Origin of the sequence: Pseudodesulfovibrio pelocollis, from assembly GCF_030282845.1 — a bacterium.
GTDB classification, from domain to species: domain Bacteria; phylum Desulfobacterota; class Desulfovibrionia; order Desulfovibrionales; family Desulfovibrionaceae; genus Pseudodesulfovibrio; species Pseudodesulfovibrio pelocollis.
In genome coordinates this window covers 34,559-53,972 of sequence record NZ_JASTWE010000019.1, presented here as the reverse complement: position 1 = coordinate 53,972, position 19,414 = coordinate 34,559, and the positions used below count along the sequence as shown (strand labels likewise).

The 19,414-nt window shown below is 63.5% G+C and carries 14 protein-coding genes; 4 read left to right on the top strand and 10 right to left on the bottom strand.

The window, feature by feature from the left end; genetic code table 11:
• From QQS14_RS08490 to aprB, 10 genes are all read right to left on the bottom strand, one after another.
• Positions 1 to 756 carry an ABC transporter ATP-binding protein gene (locus QQS14_RS08490; RefSeq protein WP_285906552.1) on the bottom strand — a complete coding sequence of 252 codons (756 nt, stop codon included), beginning with the start codon at positions 754 to 756 and terminating at the stop codon, positions 1 to 3.
• Between the two features lie 387 nt (positions 757 to 1,143).
• Complete coding sequence (gene proX, locus QQS14_RS08485) at positions 1,144 to 2,172, bottom strand: glycine betaine/L-proline ABC transporter substrate-binding protein ProX (RefSeq protein ID WP_285906551.1); 1,029 nt, start codon at positions 2,170 to 2,172, stop codon at positions 1,144 to 1,146.
• Between the two features lie 48 nt (positions 2,173 to 2,220).
• The gene (locus QQS14_RS08480) at positions 2,221 to 3,048 is read right to left on the bottom strand and encodes an ABC transporter permease (RefSeq protein WP_285906550.1); all 828 of its coding nucleotides are present in this window, start codon (positions 3,046 to 3,048) and stop codon (positions 2,221 to 2,223) included.
• A 92-nt stretch (positions 3,049 to 3,140) separates the two neighbouring features.
• Entirely contained in the window at positions 3,141 to 4,355 is a 1,215-nt protein-coding gene (proV, locus tag QQS14_RS08475) for a glycine betaine/L-proline ABC transporter ATP-binding protein ProV (protein ID WP_285906549.1), read from the bottom strand.
• Positions 4,356 to 5,005: 650 nt separating this feature from the next.
• Positions 5,006 to 5,662, bottom strand: coding sequence for a hypothetical protein (locus tag QQS14_RS08470; protein WP_285906548.1), 657 nt, complete (start codon positions 5,660 to 5,662; stop codon positions 5,006 to 5,008).
• 50 nt (positions 5,663 to 5,712) lie between these two features.
• Positions 5,713 to 6,984, bottom strand: a complete 1,272-nt coding sequence (gene qmoC, locus QQS14_RS08465; RefSeq protein ID WP_285906547.1) for a quinone-interacting membrane-bound oxidoreductase complex subunit QmoC — start codon at positions 6,982 to 6,984, stop codon at positions 5,713 to 5,715.
• A gap of 10 nt (positions 6,985 to 6,994) precedes the next feature.
• Positions 6,995 to 9,277, bottom strand: coding sequence for a hydrogenase iron-sulfur subunit (locus QQS14_RS08460; protein ID WP_285906546.1), 2,283 nt, complete (start codon positions 9,275 to 9,277; stop codon positions 6,995 to 6,997).
• Between the two features lie 3 nt (positions 9,278 to 9,280).
• A complete protein-coding gene (locus QQS14_RS08455; protein ID WP_345782791.1) occupies positions 9,281 to 10,516 on the bottom strand; it encodes a CoB--CoM heterodisulfide reductase iron-sulfur subunit A family protein in 1,236 nt (411 codons plus the stop codon).
• A gap of 168 nt (positions 10,517 to 10,684) precedes the next feature.
• A complete protein-coding gene (gene aprA, locus QQS14_RS08450; protein WP_285906544.1) occupies positions 10,685 to 12,682 on the bottom strand; it encodes an adenylyl-sulfate reductase subunit alpha in 1,998 nt (665 codons plus the stop codon).
• Positions 12,683 to 12,749: 67 nt separating this feature from the next.
• A complete protein-coding gene (gene aprB / locus QQS14_RS08445) occupies positions 12,750 to 13,250 on the bottom strand; it encodes an adenylyl-sulfate reductase subunit beta (protein ID WP_285906543.1) in 501 nt (166 codons plus the stop codon).
• A gap of 617 nt (positions 13,251 to 13,867) precedes the next feature.
• On the opposite strand from aprB, the gene sat reads away from it, so the two are divergent.
• The 4 genes from sat (at position 13,868) to QQS14_RS08425 (ending at position 19,397) form a co-directional block, all read left to right on the top strand.
• Positions 13,868 to 15,148 (top strand): sulfate adenylyltransferase, encoded by a 1,281-nt coding sequence (gene sat, locus QQS14_RS08440; RefSeq protein ID WP_285906542.1) that lies wholly within the window; start codon positions 13,868 to 13,870, stop codon positions 15,146 to 15,148.
• Positions 15,149 to 15,326: 178 nt separating this feature from the next.
• Entirely contained in the window at positions 15,327 to 17,078 is a 1,752-nt protein-coding gene (locus tag QQS14_RS08435; protein WP_285906541.1) for a chorismate mutase, read from the top strand.
• Positions 17,047 to 17,349 carry a hypothetical protein gene (locus QQS14_RS08430; RefSeq protein WP_285906540.1) on the top strand — a complete coding sequence of 101 codons (303 nt, stop codon included), beginning with the start codon at positions 17,047 to 17,049 and terminating at the stop codon, positions 17,347 to 17,349. The genes QQS14_RS08435 and QQS14_RS08430 overlap by 32 nt, the downstream gene beginning before the upstream one ends.
• Before the next feature lie 119 nt (positions 17,350 to 17,468).
• Positions 17,469 to 19,397, top strand: coding sequence for an aconitate hydratase (locus QQS14_RS08425; protein ID WP_285906539.1), 1,929 nt, complete (start codon positions 17,469 to 17,471; stop codon positions 19,395 to 19,397).
• Positions 19,398 to 19,414 lie beyond the last annotated feature (17 nt).

Here is a 19,414-nt window from a genome sequence, read left to right as displayed (position 1 = left end):
TCACTGGCCCAAATATGCCTCAATCACCTTGGGGTCGCGCTGAATCTGCTCGGGCCGTCCCTCGGCGATCATCACGCCATGGTCAAGAACGACGATGCGGTTGCAGATGCCCATGACCACCTTCATGTCGTGCTCCACCATGAGCACGTTGATGCCAAGATCGGTGATGTGCCCGATGGCCTCCATCAACTCCCGTGATTCCGACGGGTTGAGACCGGCCGCTGGCTCGTCGAGGAGCAGGGTCTGTGGCTCGCTGGCCAGAGCACGGGCGATCTCCAGCCTGCGCTGGTGGCCGTAGGGCAGATTGGATGAGATTTCGTCGGCCATGTCGCCAAGACCCATGAAGTCGAGGGCGCGCTGGGACTTTTCCTGGATTCGCGCCTCTTCGCGCCGCTGGGAGGGGCTGCGCAGCACCGCCCCCACCACCCCCACGGACGATCGCGAATGCTGGGCCACCATGCAGTTTTCCAGGGCGGTCATCCTGGGGAAGAGGCGGATATTCTGAAAGGTGCGCGCGATGCCCATGGCCAGGACCTGATAGGGCCGCAGCCCGGTGATGCGCTTGCCGTCGTAGGTGGCCGCGCCCGACGAGGCCTTGTACACGCCGGTGATGACGTTGAAGACCGTGGTCTTTCCAGCGCCGTTTGGGCCGATGAGCCCCACCACCTCACCCTCGGCAAGGGAGAACGAGACATCGGTCAGGGCTTGTAGTCCGCCGAAGCGGACACAGATGTCGTCAAGAATGAGATTCGCCATAAAAACCCAATCAAGTGGTAAAAAACATCTTTTTCAACTGGAAGATCATTCGCCGCCACGGCCGACACTCAGGCCCGGCGCGGTTTTTCGGACAGGACGCACATCCTTACACTATTTGCGAAAAATTGTCTAATTCCCGCCAACAATGAACATCTTCCGTTCATTGTTTTTAAATTTTCTCGATAGGCAGAAGATAGTTTTGCATAAACAGCCATATGACGACTGTCATTCGCCACATCACCAGATCAAACGTCGATTGCCCCGAAAGGCCTTCCTGCGCACTGGCTGGGGCGCAGGGACACCCCCGGCCAGCAAACAAGCCGGGGCCGGAGCGTGCGCTCCGGCCCCGGTGGTATCGGACTGGGTCAGCGGGTGTTCCGCTCGGGACTATTTGGCAGCGTCGCGGGCGGCCTTGAGCCAGCCGTCCCAGGTGGCCTTGTTGGCGGCGATCCACTCGTCCGCGTGGGTCTCGATGGCCCTTTGCGACTTCTCGCCCTCGTTCATCCGGGCGTTCTGCGCGTTGATGTCGGCAAGGGGAAGCGTGAACACCTCGAAGAAGGCGCGGGCAGCCGGGTTGTCGCCCAGGAACTTCTTGTTGGCCACGATCCGGATGTCCGAGACCACGAAGCCGAGGTCGATGGGATCGGAGACCGCGCCCTGGACGCCGGAGACGGTCATCCTGTCCTCGGCACCCTTCTGGGCGTCGCTCGGATTGATTTCGGGCACGTTGATCCACATGACATCAGTGCCGGGCTTGAAGACAAAGGTGGTCCAGTTGGGCGTCCAGGTATAGAAGAACACGGGCTTGCCGCTGCGGTGCGCGCCCACGGCACCGGCCATGCCCGCCTCGTAGGAGGCCTTGACCGGGTTGATGTAATCCTTCATCCCGTAGACCTCCATGTGGTGGTCGATGACCTTTTCGCAGCCCCATCCGGCAGGGCAGGCGGTCAGGTCGGCCTTGCCGTTGCCGTTTGAGTCAAAGGCCTTGATCACCTCGGGCCGTTTGAAATCTTCCAGGGACTTGATGCCAAGCTCCTCCACCTGCTTCTTGGAAACCAGGTAGCCCTGCAGGCCACCGGCCTTGGCCACGTATCCAATGGCCTCGCCCTTGTCGGCGAATCCGGCGGGCAGCTGGGCCTCGTGCATGGGGAACCAGCCGTTGGTCCAATAGTCCAGATCGCCCAGGGCGATGGACTGGTAGGCCAGGGGGTTGGCCAGGTCCTTGGGTTTCTTGACCGTGTACCCGAGTTCTTCCAGGCCCCTGCGCACCAGCGCCTCCTGGAAGAAGCCGGTGTTCCACGTGGCGCGGGCCGGGCTGACAGTGACGCCCTGGCCGGGCTTGTCGGCCGAGGCGTTGGCAGTGGCCGTCATGACCAGCACGCAGGCTGCTGCAAGCAGGATTTTCTTCAGTTTCATGAGTTCCTCCTCAAATGGTTTGGAGCCCCGCCACACAAGGCGGGAGCATTATTTTCGGGCCATGGACTGGGTGATGCGGTCGAGGATGATGGCCATGAGCACGATGCCCAGGCCGCCGATGACCGCACGCCCGATGTCCAGGGTGTTGAGACCGAGGACCACGGGCGAGCCGAGCCCGCCCGCGCCGATGAGCGCGGCGATGACGACCATGGACAGGGCCATCATGATGGTCTGGTTGAGCCCGGCCAGGATGGTGGGCATGGCCAGGGGAATCTGCACCCGCACCAGCACCTGCATCCGGGTGGCCCCAAAGGCCTGGGCCGCCTCGATCAGCTCGGGGTGGACACCCCGGATGCCGAGGCTGGTCAGCCGAATGATGGGCGGCAGGGCAAAGACGATGGTGGCCAGCACACCGGCCACGTTGCCCACGGAAAAAAGCATGACGATGGGCACGAGATAGACAAAGGCCGGGGTGGTCTGCATGGCATCAAGGACCGGGCGCAGGGCCGACTCGAAACGGTCGCTGCGGCCGGACGCGATGCCCAGGGGGATACCCGCCACGGTACAGAAGACCACCGAGGAAAGAACCATGGCCAGGGTGGTCATGGAGTCCTCCCACAGGCCGAGCATGCCGATGAGGACCATCGAGCACAGCGTGAAGACAGCCATGCGCTTGCCCACGAACCACAGGGCCACAAAGACCACCACCGCGATGACAATGAGCGGATGCAGGGCGTTGAGCCCGGCATCGAGTCCGTTGAGGGTCTGCTCCACGGGCCACTTGAGGGCTTGGAACACCTCGCGATGGTTCACCACCAGCCAATCGACGCCCTTGGAAACCCAGACGTCCATGGGTATGACTTGTTCTTCAAACATGCGTATCTCCTGAGCCGTTGCCTTGTATTCAGTTACGTCTCGGGGGCTGCTCAGAAAGGTTCGAGAAATCTCGGACCTTTGTCAGCAACCGACTAGACGGAATCGGTCATCTCCTGCTCTGTACGGTGCAGGGTTCGCAGGAAGCGGTTCTTGGAGACCACGCCACGGTAGCGCCCCTCCTCGTCCACCACCGGAATCGGGTGATGGCGCGACGCCACCAGGGGCAGAATGACCTGCATGTTGTCCGTGGCGCTGACCGATTGGGCTCCCTCGATGAAAGCCTGATCAATGGGCGCGTCGGGCGCGCCGCGCTCCATGCAGGCACCGATGGAGTCGGCCGAGACCACGCCCAGAAAGCGCCGCTTGGTGTCCAGGATGTAGGCATAGTCGCGGTCGCTGCCGCTGATGATCTCGTGCAGGGCGCGCAGGCTGCCCTGCTTGGACTTGATGACCGTGGGGTAGCTGTCGCGCGCGATGTCCCCTGCCGAGATGACGCCGGTGGGGTCCACCCCCCGGAAGAAGGCGCGCACATAGTCGTCGGCCGGGTTCTGCAATATCTCCTCGGGCGTGCCCACCTGCACCACGCGGCCGCCCTCCATGATGGCGATGCGGTCGCCGATGCGCAACGCCTCGTCCAGATCATGGGAGATGAAGACGATGGTCCGCTTCTGCTCCTCCTGGAGTTTGACCAGCTCGTCCTGCATCTCGGTGCGGATCAAGGGGTCCAGGGCCGAAAAGGCCTCGTCCATGAGCAGGATGTCCGGGTCCACTGCCAGCCCGCGCGCCAGCCCGACACGCTGCTGCATGCCGCCCGACAGTTCGCGGGGGTACGACTCCTCCCATCCGGCCAGCCCCACCTGGGCCAGGGACTCGCGGGCGCGCTCGTAGCGCTGCTCGCGGCCGAGTCCTGCCAGCTCGAGCCCGAAGGCCGCGTTGTCCAGCACGTTCAAGTGAGGCATGAGGGCAAAGGACTGGAAGACCATGCTCATGTTGTGCAGCCGAAAGGTGACCAGTTCGTCGTGGCTCATGGCGGTCACGTCCTGGCCGTCCACGAACACCTTGCCCGCCGTGGGCTCGATGAGCCGGTTGAGCAGACGCACGATGGTGGACTTGCCCGAACCGGAAAGGCCCATGATGACGAAAATCTCCCCGGCCTCTATGGAGAAGGACGCATTGTCCACCCCCACTGTCATGCCGGTCTTTTCGTTCACCGACTCCTTGTCCGCCCCTTCCCGAAGCAGGCCCAGGGCCTTTTGGGGGTTGGGGCCGAAAATCTTGTACAATCCTTCAACTCGTATCTTTTCCATTGAACGCTCCATGAAATGACAGGGACAAGACCGGTCCACGCCGGGACCGACCAGTACACGACTCGTCGCGCGAGGGGGTCAGAGTACCGGGTAGCGATCGCGCAGGCCCCGGAAGGCCGCCACGCCGGGATGTGACGGAGGGCTCTGGCACTGGCCGAGCGCCCATGCCGTGGACCGGGTGATGCGGTCATGCAGTATTTGATGTGACAATGCCATGTGTGTGCAGTGATGGTGGATTATGACTGTATCAATTCAAGATTGTACGATGCACATCGCATTTTTCAACAGTGGCTTACGAAGCATCTTCATGCTCGTCTCGTATCTGTCGGAAATCCACAATCATTGGCCGAGATTCTGTAGAACGCCACTTTGATATGATGAACAATATATAAATTGATGAGCATTGTCAAACGCATGAATTGACGCGAAATTTTGCTTGGCCCATGATCTCCTGAATTCCATTGTATACCAACGGTATTCGCCTGATCCGGGCGCGCGGATTCCGCCCAGTCGGGGGCGGCCAGTGTCCCTTTCGGCGATGCGCTTCGATCCGCCCGCAGGCAGCGCAAGGGGCGTTTCTGATGTCGGCAATGAGAAAGGCCCCTGCGCTCGCGCGCAGGGGCCTTGGAATCAATGGATCAGGGGTCGGCTTACCAGGTGTCGCCACCAAAGGCGTCGCCGCCAAGGCCGAAGTCGGCTTCGGGCTCACCGCCCACCTGGGGACCGGCGGCCACGCCGGCATCAGGAGCCGCCGCGCCCGCGCCACCGGCAACACCGGCGACCACGACGCCCTGGCTCTTGACCTTCTCCACCTCGGCCATCAGGTCGTTGAGCTTCTTGGTCATCTCGTCCAGCTTGCCGGAGGCCACAGTGACCTTCTGCTCGCCAGCCGCGTTCTGGGCGGCCACAGTCTTGGCCTGGGCCTCCAGGGGCGCGATCTTGGCGGCCAGGTCGGCCTTTTCTGCGGTCAGGGCCTCCACCTGGGCCTTGAGGGCCTCGTTCTCGGCCTTGATGGCACCGAGCACTTCCAGCACCTTCTGGGCGCGGGCAGCCTGGGCAGCGGGCAGCGCCTCGATCTTGACCTGGTTGCCGAGCTTGGCGATGTCGCCCTCGGCGTACTTGGTCAGGCCGGGCTCCTGCTCGTAGATCCAGGCCTTGGACAGGGACTGCGCCACCGGGGCGAATTCCGCGTCAAGGGTTTCGGCCTGGGTGATATAAGCCAGCATATCGAGCTGAGTCTGGTCAGCGGCGTCGCCGCGAAGCACAGACACAAAAGCGTTCATGGGGAAAACCTTAGCTTCAGCCATTTGATGCCTCCTTAACTAAGTAAGCTTCTTTAGTATGTTCACCCAGGCGACTATTTGTCGGCGCCCATGGGGATGCGGCCAATCTTCTTGGCGTAGGACAATGCCACGGTACGGTACACGAGGTGGCCCAGCTTGGACCAGGGCAGGTACGCAAGCAGCATGAAGACCGAGATCAGGTGCACGTAGTAGGTCGGGTAGGCCAGCAGGCCGGCTCCCATGACCCGGAAGACCATGGCGCCGATGCCGGTGCCGAACACGACCCAGACCAGGGTGATCAGATACCAGTCGTACCAGCTGGAGGACTGCTTGGCAGCGTCCAGGTTGACCCTGCGCTTGGTCAGGGCCACAAGCCCGTACACGCCGAGACCGGCGCCCACCAGGGCCAGCAGCTTGATCGGGTGGTAGAAGGGCATCGGGGTGTGGCCGATGGCCGAGACGATCTCGCCCAGGCCGGTGATGCCCAGGGTGCGCAGCAGCCAGCCGCCCCAGTGGCCCGTGGCCACCACGCCGGTAACGATCAGCAGGGCGATGAAGGCGAACATGAGCCAGCGATGGCCCTTGGCGCGCTTCACGTCCAGTTCGTCGGCGTCGGCGTCGTTGCAGTCGTTGAACTGGGTGTGCTGCAGGATCTCGTACTTGACGGTGTCGATGAACGCCGCCAGCATGGTCGGCGCGGACTTGCGGCCCACGATGAAGGTCTTGGGCTGCGCGTCGAACGCCTTGATCATGTTGCGCACACCGGCATAGAACGCCCAGAGCATGAAGGCGAACACGGCCATGAAGATGGGGTCGATGGTGTAGTCGCCGGGGAAGAGGCCGCCAAAGACGATCTTGCCGTCAGCGGTGGGAATCCAGGCATGGTTGGCCGCGTCCCACTCGAAGCGGGGCAGGAACGAACCAACCTTGCCCGCCATGAGCACCCAGATGATGCCGTAGATCAGCGCCGGGATGGCGGCCAGGGGCAGCATGCCCGCCGAGCTGCTCATCCACTTGCCGATGATGGGCAGCGGGGCGAGGTTGCGGTAGGCCATGTTGCGCAGCGCGGAGAGCAGGTCGCCCGGCTTGGCCCCGCGGGGGCACAGGTCCGAGCAGGTGCCGCAGTTGTGGCACAGCCAGATGTCTATATCATTGACCAGGCGATCCTTGAGACCCCACTGGGCCCAGACCATCTCCTTGCGGGGATAGGGGTTGTCGTCCGGCGAAAGCGGGCAGACAACCGAGCAGGTGGCGCACTGGTAGCATTTCTTCAAAGAGTCGCCGCCAACGGCCTGCAACTCTTTCACGAACTTAAGGTCCGGTTGTACCTTTACGGTGTTGGACATTCCGTACCTCCTAGTAGCCCTTGAACGGGTTGGGGCCGAAGTTGTTGACAATGTTCGAGACGAAGTCGTCGATCATGTCGGGAACCTTGTCGTACATGTCGATGGAGACCTCGTACTGCTCGACGCGCTCGGGCTCGACGCCCAAACGGCCCAGAGACTCGGCGATGTTCTCCTTGCGGCGGTTGCACAACTCGGAGCCCTTGACGAAGTGGCACTGGTAGTCGTCGCCGTACTTGCAGCCAAGCATCAGCAGGCCGTCAACGCCCTTGCTCATGGCATCGGCCACCCAGATGGCGTTGACCGAGCCGAGGCAGCGCACGGACAGGAAGCGCACATAGGGGCTCCAGCTGCGTCCGCGCATGGCGGCCATGTCCAGCGCCGGGTAGGCGTCGTTCTCGCAGGCCAGGATGATGACGCGCGGGCCGCCGGCGTCCAGGGTGTCGGGCACCTTGACTTCCTTGATGGCCGAGCCGATCTGGTCGATGCCGTAGTTGGCAAAGGAGATGACGCGCTCGGGGCAGGCGCCCATGCAGGTGCCGCAGCGGCGGCAGCGCGTCGGGTTGGGCATCGGCGTTCCCTTCTCGTCGTCGTCCAGCGCGCCGAACGGGCACTCCTCGGTGCACCGCTTGCACTGGGTGCAGCGCATGAAGTTGAACTCCGGGAAGCTCAGGTCGCCCGAGCGCGGATGCACGGAAACGCCCCGGTTGGCCGACTCGATGCACTGGATCGCCTTGAGGGCGGCACCGGCCGCGTCCTCGGCGGCGAGGCCCAGGCCCATGGGCTGGCGCACGCAGCCTGCGGCGTAGACGCCGGTACGGCGGGTCTCGTAGGGGAAGCAGATGTAGTTGGAGTCCGCGAACCCGTCAAACAGATCCAGGTCCGGGAAGGCCGGGCCCTGGCGGTAGACGAAGTTCATGGTCGGGTCGGCCGCGGTGGTGGGCACGATGGCCGTGGGCACCACCACCAGGTCCGCGCTGATGGCGATGTCGTCGCCGATCAGGGTGTTCTTGGCCTTGATCACCACCTCGCTGCCCGCTTCCTCCACCGAGGTGACGGTGCCCTTGGTCAGCATGATGCCCGGATCGTCCTGGGCGGTCTGGTAGTATTTCTCGTTGATGCCCGGGACCATCATGTGGTCGTAGATGACGTAGGCCATGGCGTCGGGAGCCAGCTCGCGAACATAGTTGGCCTGCTTGAGGGCGACCAGGGAGGTCAGCTCAGAGCTGTAGGCCAGGTGCTTGGCGGATTCCTTGTCCTCGTACGTGAAGACCTCGCACTCGTCAGCGGCCTCGGCGGGCTGGTCTTCCTTGCAGGGCATGTCTTCCGGGGCCGCGCAGGCCGCGCCGCAGGCGTCGTAGTTGACGCCCTTCATGAGCAGCGAGGTGTCCACGATGAAGGCCACCGATGTCGGAGCCTTGCCCTCGGCGGTCTTGATGCCGCCGTTCTTGGCCATGGCCTCGAACTCGGCCGAGGTGACCACGTTCTTGACCTTGCCATAGCCCAGCGGGGCCAGGAACTTGGTCTTGCCGGGAACCCAGCCGGTGGCCATGACCACCGCGCCGATCTCGTACACGGTGCCGCCGATGGTGGCCTTGTACTTGGCGGGCGCTCCGGCCAGGGACTCCACTGTGGTCCCGGTGATGACCTTGATCTTGTCGTTGGCCTGGACCTCGGCGATCAGCTCCTTGACGCCGATCTCCTGGGTCTTGTCGCCAAAGGAGCCGGACAGGGGAAAGGACTTGTACATGGTGGCGGCCTTGCCGCCCAGGGTGTCGGCCTTTTCGACCAGCACCACCGGGTAGCCCAGGCTGGCGGCGTTGAGGGCCGCGTTCAGGCCCGCGTAGCCGCCGCCGACCACCAGCACGGTCTTGTAGGACTCGGTGATCTCGGGGGCGGGAATCCGGCTCTTGGTGAGCTTGGACACGCCCATGTTGATGTAATCTTTCGCGATGACTTCCATCTGGCCAGGGAAGGCGGGATCGTCCTGGAACGACCACACGCAGTGTTCGCGCAGGCTGACACGCTCCACCTGGACCTTCTCGCCGAACCTGAACACATCCCACTTGGCGCGGGGGGTGCAGGCGCAGCAGACCACGCCGTCGAGTCCCTGCGCGGCGATGTCGGCCTCGATTTCGGCCTTGCCTTCGGGGCTGCACAGCACGGGGTTGGCCTTGGCCACCGTGACCGCTGCCGAGTGCTTGCCCCCGGCGACGAATTGGGCCAAGGCGTCGACATCGAGGTTGGCCCCGATGTCGCAGCCGCCACAGATATATACTCCAAGCTTTTCAGCCATTGCTTACCTCCCTACCACGGTTTTGATCGCCTTCATCGCGGCGGCGGTGCCGGACTGGGCGGTCTTCATGACGTCAAAGGGCTGCTTGGCGCAACCGGCGGCAATGATGCCATCGCCGTCAATGACAAAACCGTCGGCATCAACGGCCCCGGCCGGGACCTTGAGTCCGGCTATGCTGGGCTCCATGCCGGTGGCCAGCACAACCATGTCGTACTTTTCGTCGCTCTTGATGCCGGTGATGGCATTCTCCACGGTGACCACGGGGTTGCCGAAGCCGTCGTCAACGATGGCAGCCACCTTGCCCTTGACAAGGGTGAGCTTGTCGTCGGCCTCGGTCATGACCTTGAACTTGTCATAGCGGCCCGGGGTGCGCAGGTCGATGTAGTAGACCGTGACGTTCGCGTCGCCGCGCTCGCGGATGTAGCGGACATGCTTCAGGGAGGCCATGCAGCAGATGTACGAACAGTAGTTGAGATGGTTCTGGTCGCGCGACCCGGCGCACTGGACAAAGGCGATGCGCTTGGGCTCGGTGCCGTCGGAGGGACGCAGGATCTTGCCGCCGGTGGGGCCGTTGGGCGCTGCCAGCCGCTCGAACTGCATGTTGGTGACCACGTTGGGCACCTTGCCGCCGCCGAGGTTGGTCAGCTTGGCGATGTCGTAGGGCTTCCAGCCCGTGGCCACGACGATGGTTCCGACCTTGAGGTCGATGCTCCTGGCCTTGTCGTCCAGGTCCACCGCGTCGTACTTGCAGGCGTCCTTGATGGCGGCCAGCTCGGAGTCGGACGCATTGTCCGCGTCCACCACATAGCGCATGGGGAACATGAAGGGATGGGTCTTGTACGCGGTCTTGCGCTTGCCCACGCCGAAGTCGAACTCGGAGTCCACCGTGGTCACGGCGGCTGTTTCGCAGTCGCCGCAGGCGGTGCACCGCTCGTTCACATAGCGGGGGCGCTGGGTGATCTTGACGTCGTAGTCCCCGGCCGAGCCGGAAACCGACGCCACCGAGGCCATGGTCAGCACCTTGACTTTGGGGTTGTTCTTGATGCGCTGAAACTGGATCTCCAGGCCGCAGGAAGGGGGACACAGCTTCGGAAAATACTGATTGAGCTGCGCAACCCGGCCACCAAGGTAGGGATTGGTTTCAACGATGTACACCTCGTAGCCCACTTCGGCTGCTTCGAGGGCGGCGGTGATTCCTGCGAACCCCCCGCCTACCACGAGAATACTGTTATTCGACATTCTCTTCATTCCTCCCGAGTAATGTTGAGGCTTCGCCAAAAAATGGCCTAAACCCGGACCGGGAGCGGCATCCCGGCCCGGATTCAGACCATTTTAGCCCCGGCAGATGGGAATGTGACCGCGGGCCGGGGGCCCGCGGTCACGGGTCGATCACTACCTAATTGCAGCTTAGGCGTCGGGGATGATCTTCACGAAGGGCTTCTTGAAGATGGTGGTCACGCCAGTGGCGGGATCAAACTTCGAGTTGACGAAGCACTTCCACTTGGAATCGTCCAGGCCCATGAAGTCGCCGCGGTAGTAGAAGCCCGGGTAACGGGACTCCTCGCGGAACTCGATGTGCTGCATGTGCAGGCGCACGGTCCACAGGCGGTGGTACTGCTCCCAGCAGCGCATCAGTTCGTGCAGGTCACGAGCGGCGAGCTTCTGGGAATCTTCTTCCATCATGCCGAGCAGCCAGAAGCCGGTGTTCAGCAGGGCCTTGGAGGTCATGTACAGGGTGGCAACGCCGCCGCCGTATTCATCGGTGCACTTGATGAGGCGCATCATGAAGTTGTGCGGGGTGATGTAGGCCGGGTTGACGACCGGGTCGGTGGAACCGCCCTTGTGGGCCTCGTAGGTGTACCACGGCTGGTAGATTTCCTTGGCCAGGTCGGCGGCCTTTTCCTTCAGGGTCGGCTTGAAGCCCTTGTGGTCCACGCACCAGCGCACCATCTGCTTGCCAACGATGCGGCCTTCAGCATGGGCACCGGAGGAGAACTTGTGGCCGGAAGCGCCCACGCCGTCAGCGCAGGTCCACAGGCCGTTGACGGTGGTCATGCGGTTGTAGACCTTGCCGTTGTCGGCCTTGATCTTGTAGGACTCGGGAACCCAGGGCTCGTCCGGACCGGAAACCCAGATGCCGCAGCAGCCGGAGTGGGAGCCCAGGAGGTACGGCTCGGTGGGCATGATCTCGGAACCGCGATCCTCGGGAGCGCAGTTGGTGGCGGCCCACAGGTTGGCCTGGCCGACGCACATGTCGAGGAAGTCTTCCCAGGCCTCGGACTCGAGGTGCTTCCACTCGGGACCGGTCAGGTCGCCGTTGACGGTGGTCAGCAGGGCGGTCTTGGTGTCCATGAAGATCGGGCCGCGGCCTTCACGCATTTCACGGAGCATCATGTGGTTGCGCAGACAGGTGGGGATGATGTGACCCTTGGCGTAGCCGCGATCCTCGTAAGGCTTCAGCATGGCGCGGTTGGTGACGCAGTAGTCCTCACCCTTGTAGTTGGTGGCCTTGGCCTTGAAGAGCAGGAACCAGGCGCCGACCGGGCCGTAACCGTCCTTGAAGCGGGCGGGCACGAAGCGGTTTTCCATCATGGTCATCTCGCCGCCGACCTGGGCGACCATGGTGTAGGTGGAACCGGAGTTCCACACCGGGTACCAGGCGCGACCCATGCCCTCACCGGTGGAACGGGGGCGGTAGACGTTGACCGCGCCGCCGCAGGCGACGACACAGGCGTTGCAGGTGTAGACGTACACCTTGTTCTCGCGGGTGGAGAAGCCGACGGCACCGGCAATTCGGTTGGGCTCGTTGGCGTCCAGGAGCAGCTTCACGATGAAGACGCGCTCGACGTAGCGGTCCTCGCCGATGGCGTTCTTGGCGGCCTCGGCCACGATGCACTTGTAGGACTCACCGTTGATCATGATCTGCCAGCGGCCGGAACGAACCGGGGCATCGCCCTTGCGGATGGCCAGGCCCTCGGCCTTGGCCTTGCCGCCGTCAACGTTCTTGCCGTCCTTCTTGACCCAGATGGGGAGGCCCCACTCTTCGAAGAGGTGGACGGAATCGTCAACGTGGCGGCCCAGGTCGAAGATCAGGTCTTCGCGGACCAGGCCCATGAGGTCGGTGCGGACCATGCGGACGTAGTCGTCCACATCGTTTTCACCAACGTAGGTGTTGATGGCGGAGAGGCCCTGGGCCACGGCGCCGGAGCGCTCGAGGGCGGCCTTGTCAACCAGTTCCAGGCTCAGGCTCGGGTCCACTTTCTGGATCCAGCGCATGGCCTCGAAGGCCACGCCGCAGTTGCCCATACCACCACCGACGAGCAGGAGGTCGACGTGTTTCTCGACGATTACCGGCTCGGCCAGGGCCACACCTTTGGACGCTTCTTTGCTGGGAAGCAGAGGCATAATTTCCTCCTAGGAATATTCTTGTTTCAAGCAGTCACTAACGACAAATCAACGCAAAAACCACGTATTACACGAGGTTCGCGTAGTCTTCCGCCTTCCACTCTTTCTTCAGGTCAGCCTCGGTGATGGTAGCGGTCTCCATGAGGGTGGCCTTGGGGGTCACAAGCGTGGTCTCGGTGAAGAGCAGCTCGTTTTCCAGGTCGGTCGGCTCGGGCTTGCCGTCAAAGGGCTTGATGGAGCCTTCGGGAGTGGTGCGGATGGGGAACTTGAAGCGCTTCACGCTGCCATTGCGGAACTTCACGGTCCACATGATGTCCTCGGCGGAACGCATGGGGATGGAGGTACCACCCATGGGGGCGAAGTCGGCGTACGGACGGGCTTCAATGGCGCCTTGGGGGCAAATCTTCACGCAGGAGTAGCATTCCCAGCACGCAGACGGCTCCTGGTTGTATGCCTTCATCTCGTCGGCATCCAGGATCATCAGATCGTTCGGGCAAATGTACATGCAAGCGGTCTTTTCGCCACCCTTGCAGCCGTCACATTTTTCCGGGTTAACAAAGGTCGGCATAACTTCTCCTCCTAAATAGGGTTTTATTATTCACAATAACCGACGTCCTCTACCTAAACAAAAAATTTGCATCGCATCGGGTTGAAGCCGATGGGAATTTTGGAACTAGCAAGACTGCGCCCAGCTTGTCAACGAGAAAGTGAATTTTTTAACAAGCTCACCGCCGCCCCCTCATGTCTGGAACCGCGCCATGCGGCCGCACAGGCCGATTTCACCCACGCAAGCACCCAAAAAGGCGCTCCCACGGCCAAACAGGGGCCAACGAGACATTACTACCACCAGTTATAGGGCATTTTTCGCGTTGAGTGCAAGCCTTTTTTGATCTTCCAAAGCGACAATCACGTATCAGCCACCTGCCGCTGCCATGGTCGGAAAACCAACGCTTTCCGAAGGTTGTCTCTAGACAATCTCGCGAAAACCTCTAGCCAAAAACCCTTCCCGCCACGGATCGAAACGCCGACCAGCGGCGGGAAAAAGCGCTTGACACGACTTTCACAAACGGCCATTAAAGGGCTTACCCTCGTATGTGGGACACAATCATGGTCACCCAGCGCTCACTCGAACGCGCCATGAACGAAGGCTATGGAATCTTTAGACAAACTATTTAGGAGGCTTACATGTCCAAACTCGTAGCACCGCACGGTGGAAAAGGGCTCGTCTGCTGCCTGCTCGAAGGCGCGGAACTCGCTGCTGAAACCAAGAAGGCCGCTGGCCTCAAGAAAATCGAAATCTCCTCCCAGGAGAAGGGCGACCTCATCATGATGGGCATTGGCGGCTTCTCCCCGCTGAGTGGCTTCATGTCCAAGGCCGACTGGAAGAGCGTCTGCGAGAAGATCACCCTGTCCGACGGCACCTTCTGGCCCATCCCCGTCATGCTCGCCACCGACGACGCCTCCATCAAGGCCGGTGAGGAAATCACCCTTGAGCGCAACGGCGTTGTGATGGCCACCATGAAGGTCTCCGAGGTTTTCGAGCTTTCCGATGCCGAGAAGACCTGGGAATGCGAGATGGTCTACAAGGGCGAAGGCGCTGACAGCCAGGGCGACTTCATGGGCACCGCCACCAAGGATCACCCCGGCGTGCAGATGGTTCTGGCCCGCAAGAAATTCTGCCTGGCCGGCCCGGTGAAGGTCCTCTCCGAGGGCGACTTCCCCGCCAAGTTCCCCGGCGTCTACAAGACCCCTGCCCAGCTGCGCGCCGAAATGGACGCCAAGGGCTGGGGCGACGTGGCCGCCCTGCAGCTGCGCAACCCCATGCACCGCTCCCACGAGTACCTGTGCAAGATCGCCGTGGAAGTGTGTGACGGCGTTGTCATCCACTCCCTGGTTGGCGCCCTCAAGCCCGGCGACATCCCGGCCGAAGTCCGCGTCAAGGCCATCGACACCCTGGTCGAGCACTACTTCGTGAAGGACAACGTGATCCAGGCCGGCTACCCGCTGGACATGCGCTATGCCGGTCCGCGCGAGGCCCTGCTCCACGCCACCTTCCGCCAGAACTACGGCATGAACAAGCTCATCGTCGGCCGTGACCACGCTGGCGTCGGCGACTTCTACGGCATGTTCGAGGCCCAGACCATCTTCGAAAAGATTCCCTACGCCAACGAGGCCTGCACCGATGCCGGCAAGGCCCTGCAGACCAAGCCCCTGAAGATCGACTGGACCTTCTACTGCTACAAGTGCGATGGCATGGCCTCCCTGCGCACCTGCCCGCACGCCAAGGAAGACCGCGTCATCCTGTCCGGCACCGCCCTGCGCAAGGGCCTGTCCGAAGGCGCCCCGATCCCGGATCACTTCGGCCGCGAAGAAGTTCTGGACATCCTGCGCGCATACTACGCCAGCCTGACCGAAAAGGTCGAGGTCAAGATGCAGAAGGCCGCCTCCGGCGCTTCCATGAAGTAAGGGGCTCTCGCCCGTTGCAACTCCGGGGGGAGGCAGCCTGTGCTGCCTCCCCCTTTCCAATCCCCCGGCCCGGCCGGGAACCACGCCCCGGCAGGGCTTGCCACGCCGCGTCTTTCGGGATAGAGAACCGTTTCCCCGTTCGGGGAACCATATCATTAATAAGGAAGACGGAAAGATCATGATCAAGATCCGCAAGGAAGACGGCGGCCGCGCCCCGGCCGACAAAGGCAGGGGCAGGGACACTCGCCCGGCCCGCGGCGGCGCGCCCGTGAAGTTCAACAAACGCCCCTCCCAACCCGAAAGCCGACGCGATGCGGCAGGCGACCACATCGAATCCAGCGAGGATTTCGCTGACAAGTCCGCGGATGTGGCCCAGCACCGCTTCACCGACATATCCGAGATCGACGCGCAAATCCTGCGCCTGCTCGAAAAACGCTCGTTCCTCATCCGCAAGGAAGGCGCGTGGCGCAAGTCGCGCCAGAAATCCCTGGTGGACCCCAAGCTCGAAAAACTCCTGCGCGGCTCCCTGGACCAGACGGCCAGCGATCTGGGCCTGGACGCCAAGCTGGCCCGCTCCCTGTTCACCCTGCTCAACCAGTTCTCCCTGGCCGACGCGCGCAAGAAATTCACCGGCGATGGCTACAAGCTCGCCCCTCGCGTGGAGCCTCTGGAGGCGGCCATCACCGGCCCGCGCTCCTTCCGCCACACCCGCATGCTGCTGGCCATGGCTGCCTGCGCCGGGGCGCGCACCACCCTCGCACCGGTGACCATGAACGCGCCCAACAAGGACCTGGCCAAGGCGCTCAAGCAAGTGGGCGCGCCCATCCACTGGGACGACGACTTTATCCGCAACGACGGCGGCCGCACCCTCGGTTTCGAGGGCACCATGGTCTTTGTGGGCGAGGACTCCTTCAATTTCTATCTGCTCCTGGCCCTGGCCCTGGGCCATGCCGGGCGGTGCAAGTTCACCGGCAAGCCCGGATTGCAGCTCATGGACATCGCGGCCCTGAACAAGGTGCTGCCGAGCCTGGGCGCGCGGCTGGTGCCCATGAATCCCAGCAACCCCGGCCTGCCCGCCCGCCTGGAATGCGGCGGGGTCATGGACAAGACAATCACCCTGCCCGGCTCGCTGGACCCGGACCTTGCCGCAGCCCTGACCCTGGCCGCATGGACGTATCGGGACGGGCTGACCATCAAGGGCCTCGGCCCCGAGGCGCGCGAGCGGGTGGCCGAGGCAGTGGCCGTGCTCACCGCCTGCGGCATCCAGGCCGAGCTTTCCGGCGACACGGTCACGGTCCGCAAGGGCACCCCGGCCATCGAGGACGCGCCTACGCTTCCCCTGTCCGTGTCCCTGTGCGGCCTGCTGCTGGCCCTGCCCATCATGAGCGGCGGCTCCATCAACATCCAGGGCTCCTGGCCCATGAACGACAAGGGCAGGCGCGTGCTGGACGAGCTGACCGGCCTTGGCCTGCGCATCGACACGGCCACCGAGAACCTCATTGCCACCAGGGTGGCCGACATGCCCCGGGGCGCGGTCATCACCATGGGCAGCGACCCGGACCTGCTCCCCCTGGCCCTGGCCCTGGCCCTCAAGGGCGAGGACACCGTGCTCCAGGGCGCGGACGAAACGGTCATGGAACTCCTCGACCGCATGGGCGCTGCCTACGAGCAGACCGAACAGGGCGTGGCCATCAAGCCCGGCGGCCGGACCTGGGAGGGCACGTGGTACAGCCCCTCGCCCGTCTGGTCCATGGGCTGCGCCCTGGCCGCCTACGCCGTGCCCGGCATCATCCTTGAGAACCACGGCGAAGTGACCTCCACCTGGCCCGAATTCTGGAACTTCTACAACTCGCTTCCCACGGGCAAGATGAAGCCCAAGCCGGTCGCGGAGAAAAAAGATGACACACGCAGACGAATCAAGATCCGTTGAGCAGCGGCTCTCCGAGGACATCCCCACCCTGGAGGCCGAGATCGCCGCGCTGACTCTGGAGCGCGAGACGACCATCCGGACCATCCGCGAGCTGATGGCTGCCGAAAGGCCCAGTGAGGGCATATACCACAACGCGGAAATCTTCGAACTCCAGCGCGACAAGCTGCGCCTGGACGTGGACATCCAGTTCCGGGTGAACAAGATCAACCGCATCAACCTCGGCATCGACGGCCTCGGCCCGAGCGAGCCGAAGAACGGCTTCCTGTTTTAGCGGCTGTGCGCATGCCCGGGAGGGCCGGATTATGAGAGGTCCGGCCCCCTTGTCCCGCCGCCGGGCGCGCATGCGGACACGAGAGAACCCGACACCCCAACGACCCGCAGGAGAGGCAGATGGGCAAAAGCATCACCCACAAGATCATCGAGAAGCATCTCGTCTCGGGCGAGATGATCCCCGGCCGCGAGGTCGGGCTGCGCATAGACCAGACCCTGACCCAGGACGCCACCGGCACCATGGCCTGGCTCCAGTTCGAGGCCATCAACATAGGCAAGGTCCGCACCGACCTCTCGGTCAGCTACGTGGACCACAACACCCTGCAGATGGGCTTTCGCAACCCGGACGACCACCGCTACCTGCGCACCGTGGCCGCCAGATCCGGCGCGGTCTTCTCTCCGGCGGGCACGGGCATCTGTCACCAGCTTCACCTGGAGAACTTCGCCAAACCCGGCGCGACCCTGATCGGCTCCGACTCCCACACGCCCACGGCGGGCGGCATCGGCTCCATGGCCATGGGCGCGGGCGGGCTGTCCGTGGCGCTGGCCATGGCGGGCGAGCCGTACTTCATCCCCATGCCCAAGGTGGTCAAGGTCCACCTGACCGGCGCGCTGACCGGCTGGGCCCAGGGCAAGGATGTCATCCTCCACCTGCTCGGCCTGCTCACGGTCAAGGGCGGGGTGGGCAAGGTCTTCGAGTACGGCGGGCCGGGCGTGGCCTCGCTCTCGGTGCCCGACCGGGCCACCATCACCAACATGGGCGCGGAGCTGGGGGCCACCACCTCCATCTTCCCGGCCGATGCACGCACCCGCGAATTTCTGGAAAAGATGGGCCGTGGCTCTGACTTCACTGAACTTTCCGCCGACGCGGACGCCGCCTACGACGAGATCATCGAGATCGACCTCGGCGCGCTGGAGCCCCTGGTGGCCCAGCCCCACATGCCCGACCGGGTCTGCCGGGTCAGCGAACTGGCGGGCAAGGCCATTGACCAGGTGGCCATCGGCTCCTGCACCAACTCGTCCTACTCGGACCTGAAGAACACGGCCCAGATCCTGGCCGGACGAAGGATTCCGCCGAGCACCGACCTGCTCATCTCCCCCGGCTCCAAGCAGGTGATGAAGCTGCTGGCCCGCGAGGGGCTCATCGAGCCGCTCCTCGACGCCGGGGCGCGGGTGCTCGAATGCACCTGCGGCCCGTGCATCGGCATGGGCGGCTCGCCGGTCAGCGCGGGCGTGTCCGTGCGCACCTTCAACCGCAACTTCGAGGGCCGCTCCGGCACCCAGGACGGGCAGGTCTACCTCGCCTCGGCCCAGACCGCGGCCCGGCTGGCCCTGGACGGCAAATTCACCGACCCCGCCACCTGGGGCGACGCGCCCGAGCGGGTGGAGCTGCCCGCCGAGGTGCCCTCCATCCGAGACCTGTTCGTGTTCCCTCCCGCCGGAGATGACGCCGAGTCCGTGGAAATCCTGCGCGGCCCCAACATCGTGGCCCTGGAGGAGTTCGACGCCCTGCCCGCCGCCATCGAGACCACCGTGGCCCTCAAGGTGGGCGACAACATCACCACCGACCACATCCTGCCCGCAGGCGCGGAGATCACGGCCCTGCGCTCCAACATCCCGGCCATCAGCCAGTACATCTTCAGCCGGGTGGACAAGGAGTTCGTGTCCCGCATCAAGGGGCTTGGCGGCGGAATCATCGTGGGCGGCGAGAACTACGGCCAGGGGTCGAGCCGCGAGCACGCAGCGCTGGGCCCGCGCCACCTGGGCGTCCGGGCGGTCATCGTCAAGTCCCTGGCGCGCATCCACCGGGCCAACCTCGTCAACTTCGGCATCCTGCCGCTGCTGCTCGTGGAGCCCGGCGACTACGACCGCCTCGAACAGGACGCGAGCCTGACCATCCCGGCCGCCGGGATCAAACCGGGCAACACCGTGGCCATCCGCCTCGCCAACGGCGAAAGCGTGGCCGTCACAAATGATTTGACCAAAAAGGAACTGGAGATTATCCAGTCAGGTGGCCTGCTCAACGCGGTCCGCAACAACCAGTCCTGACGACTGACACGAACGCT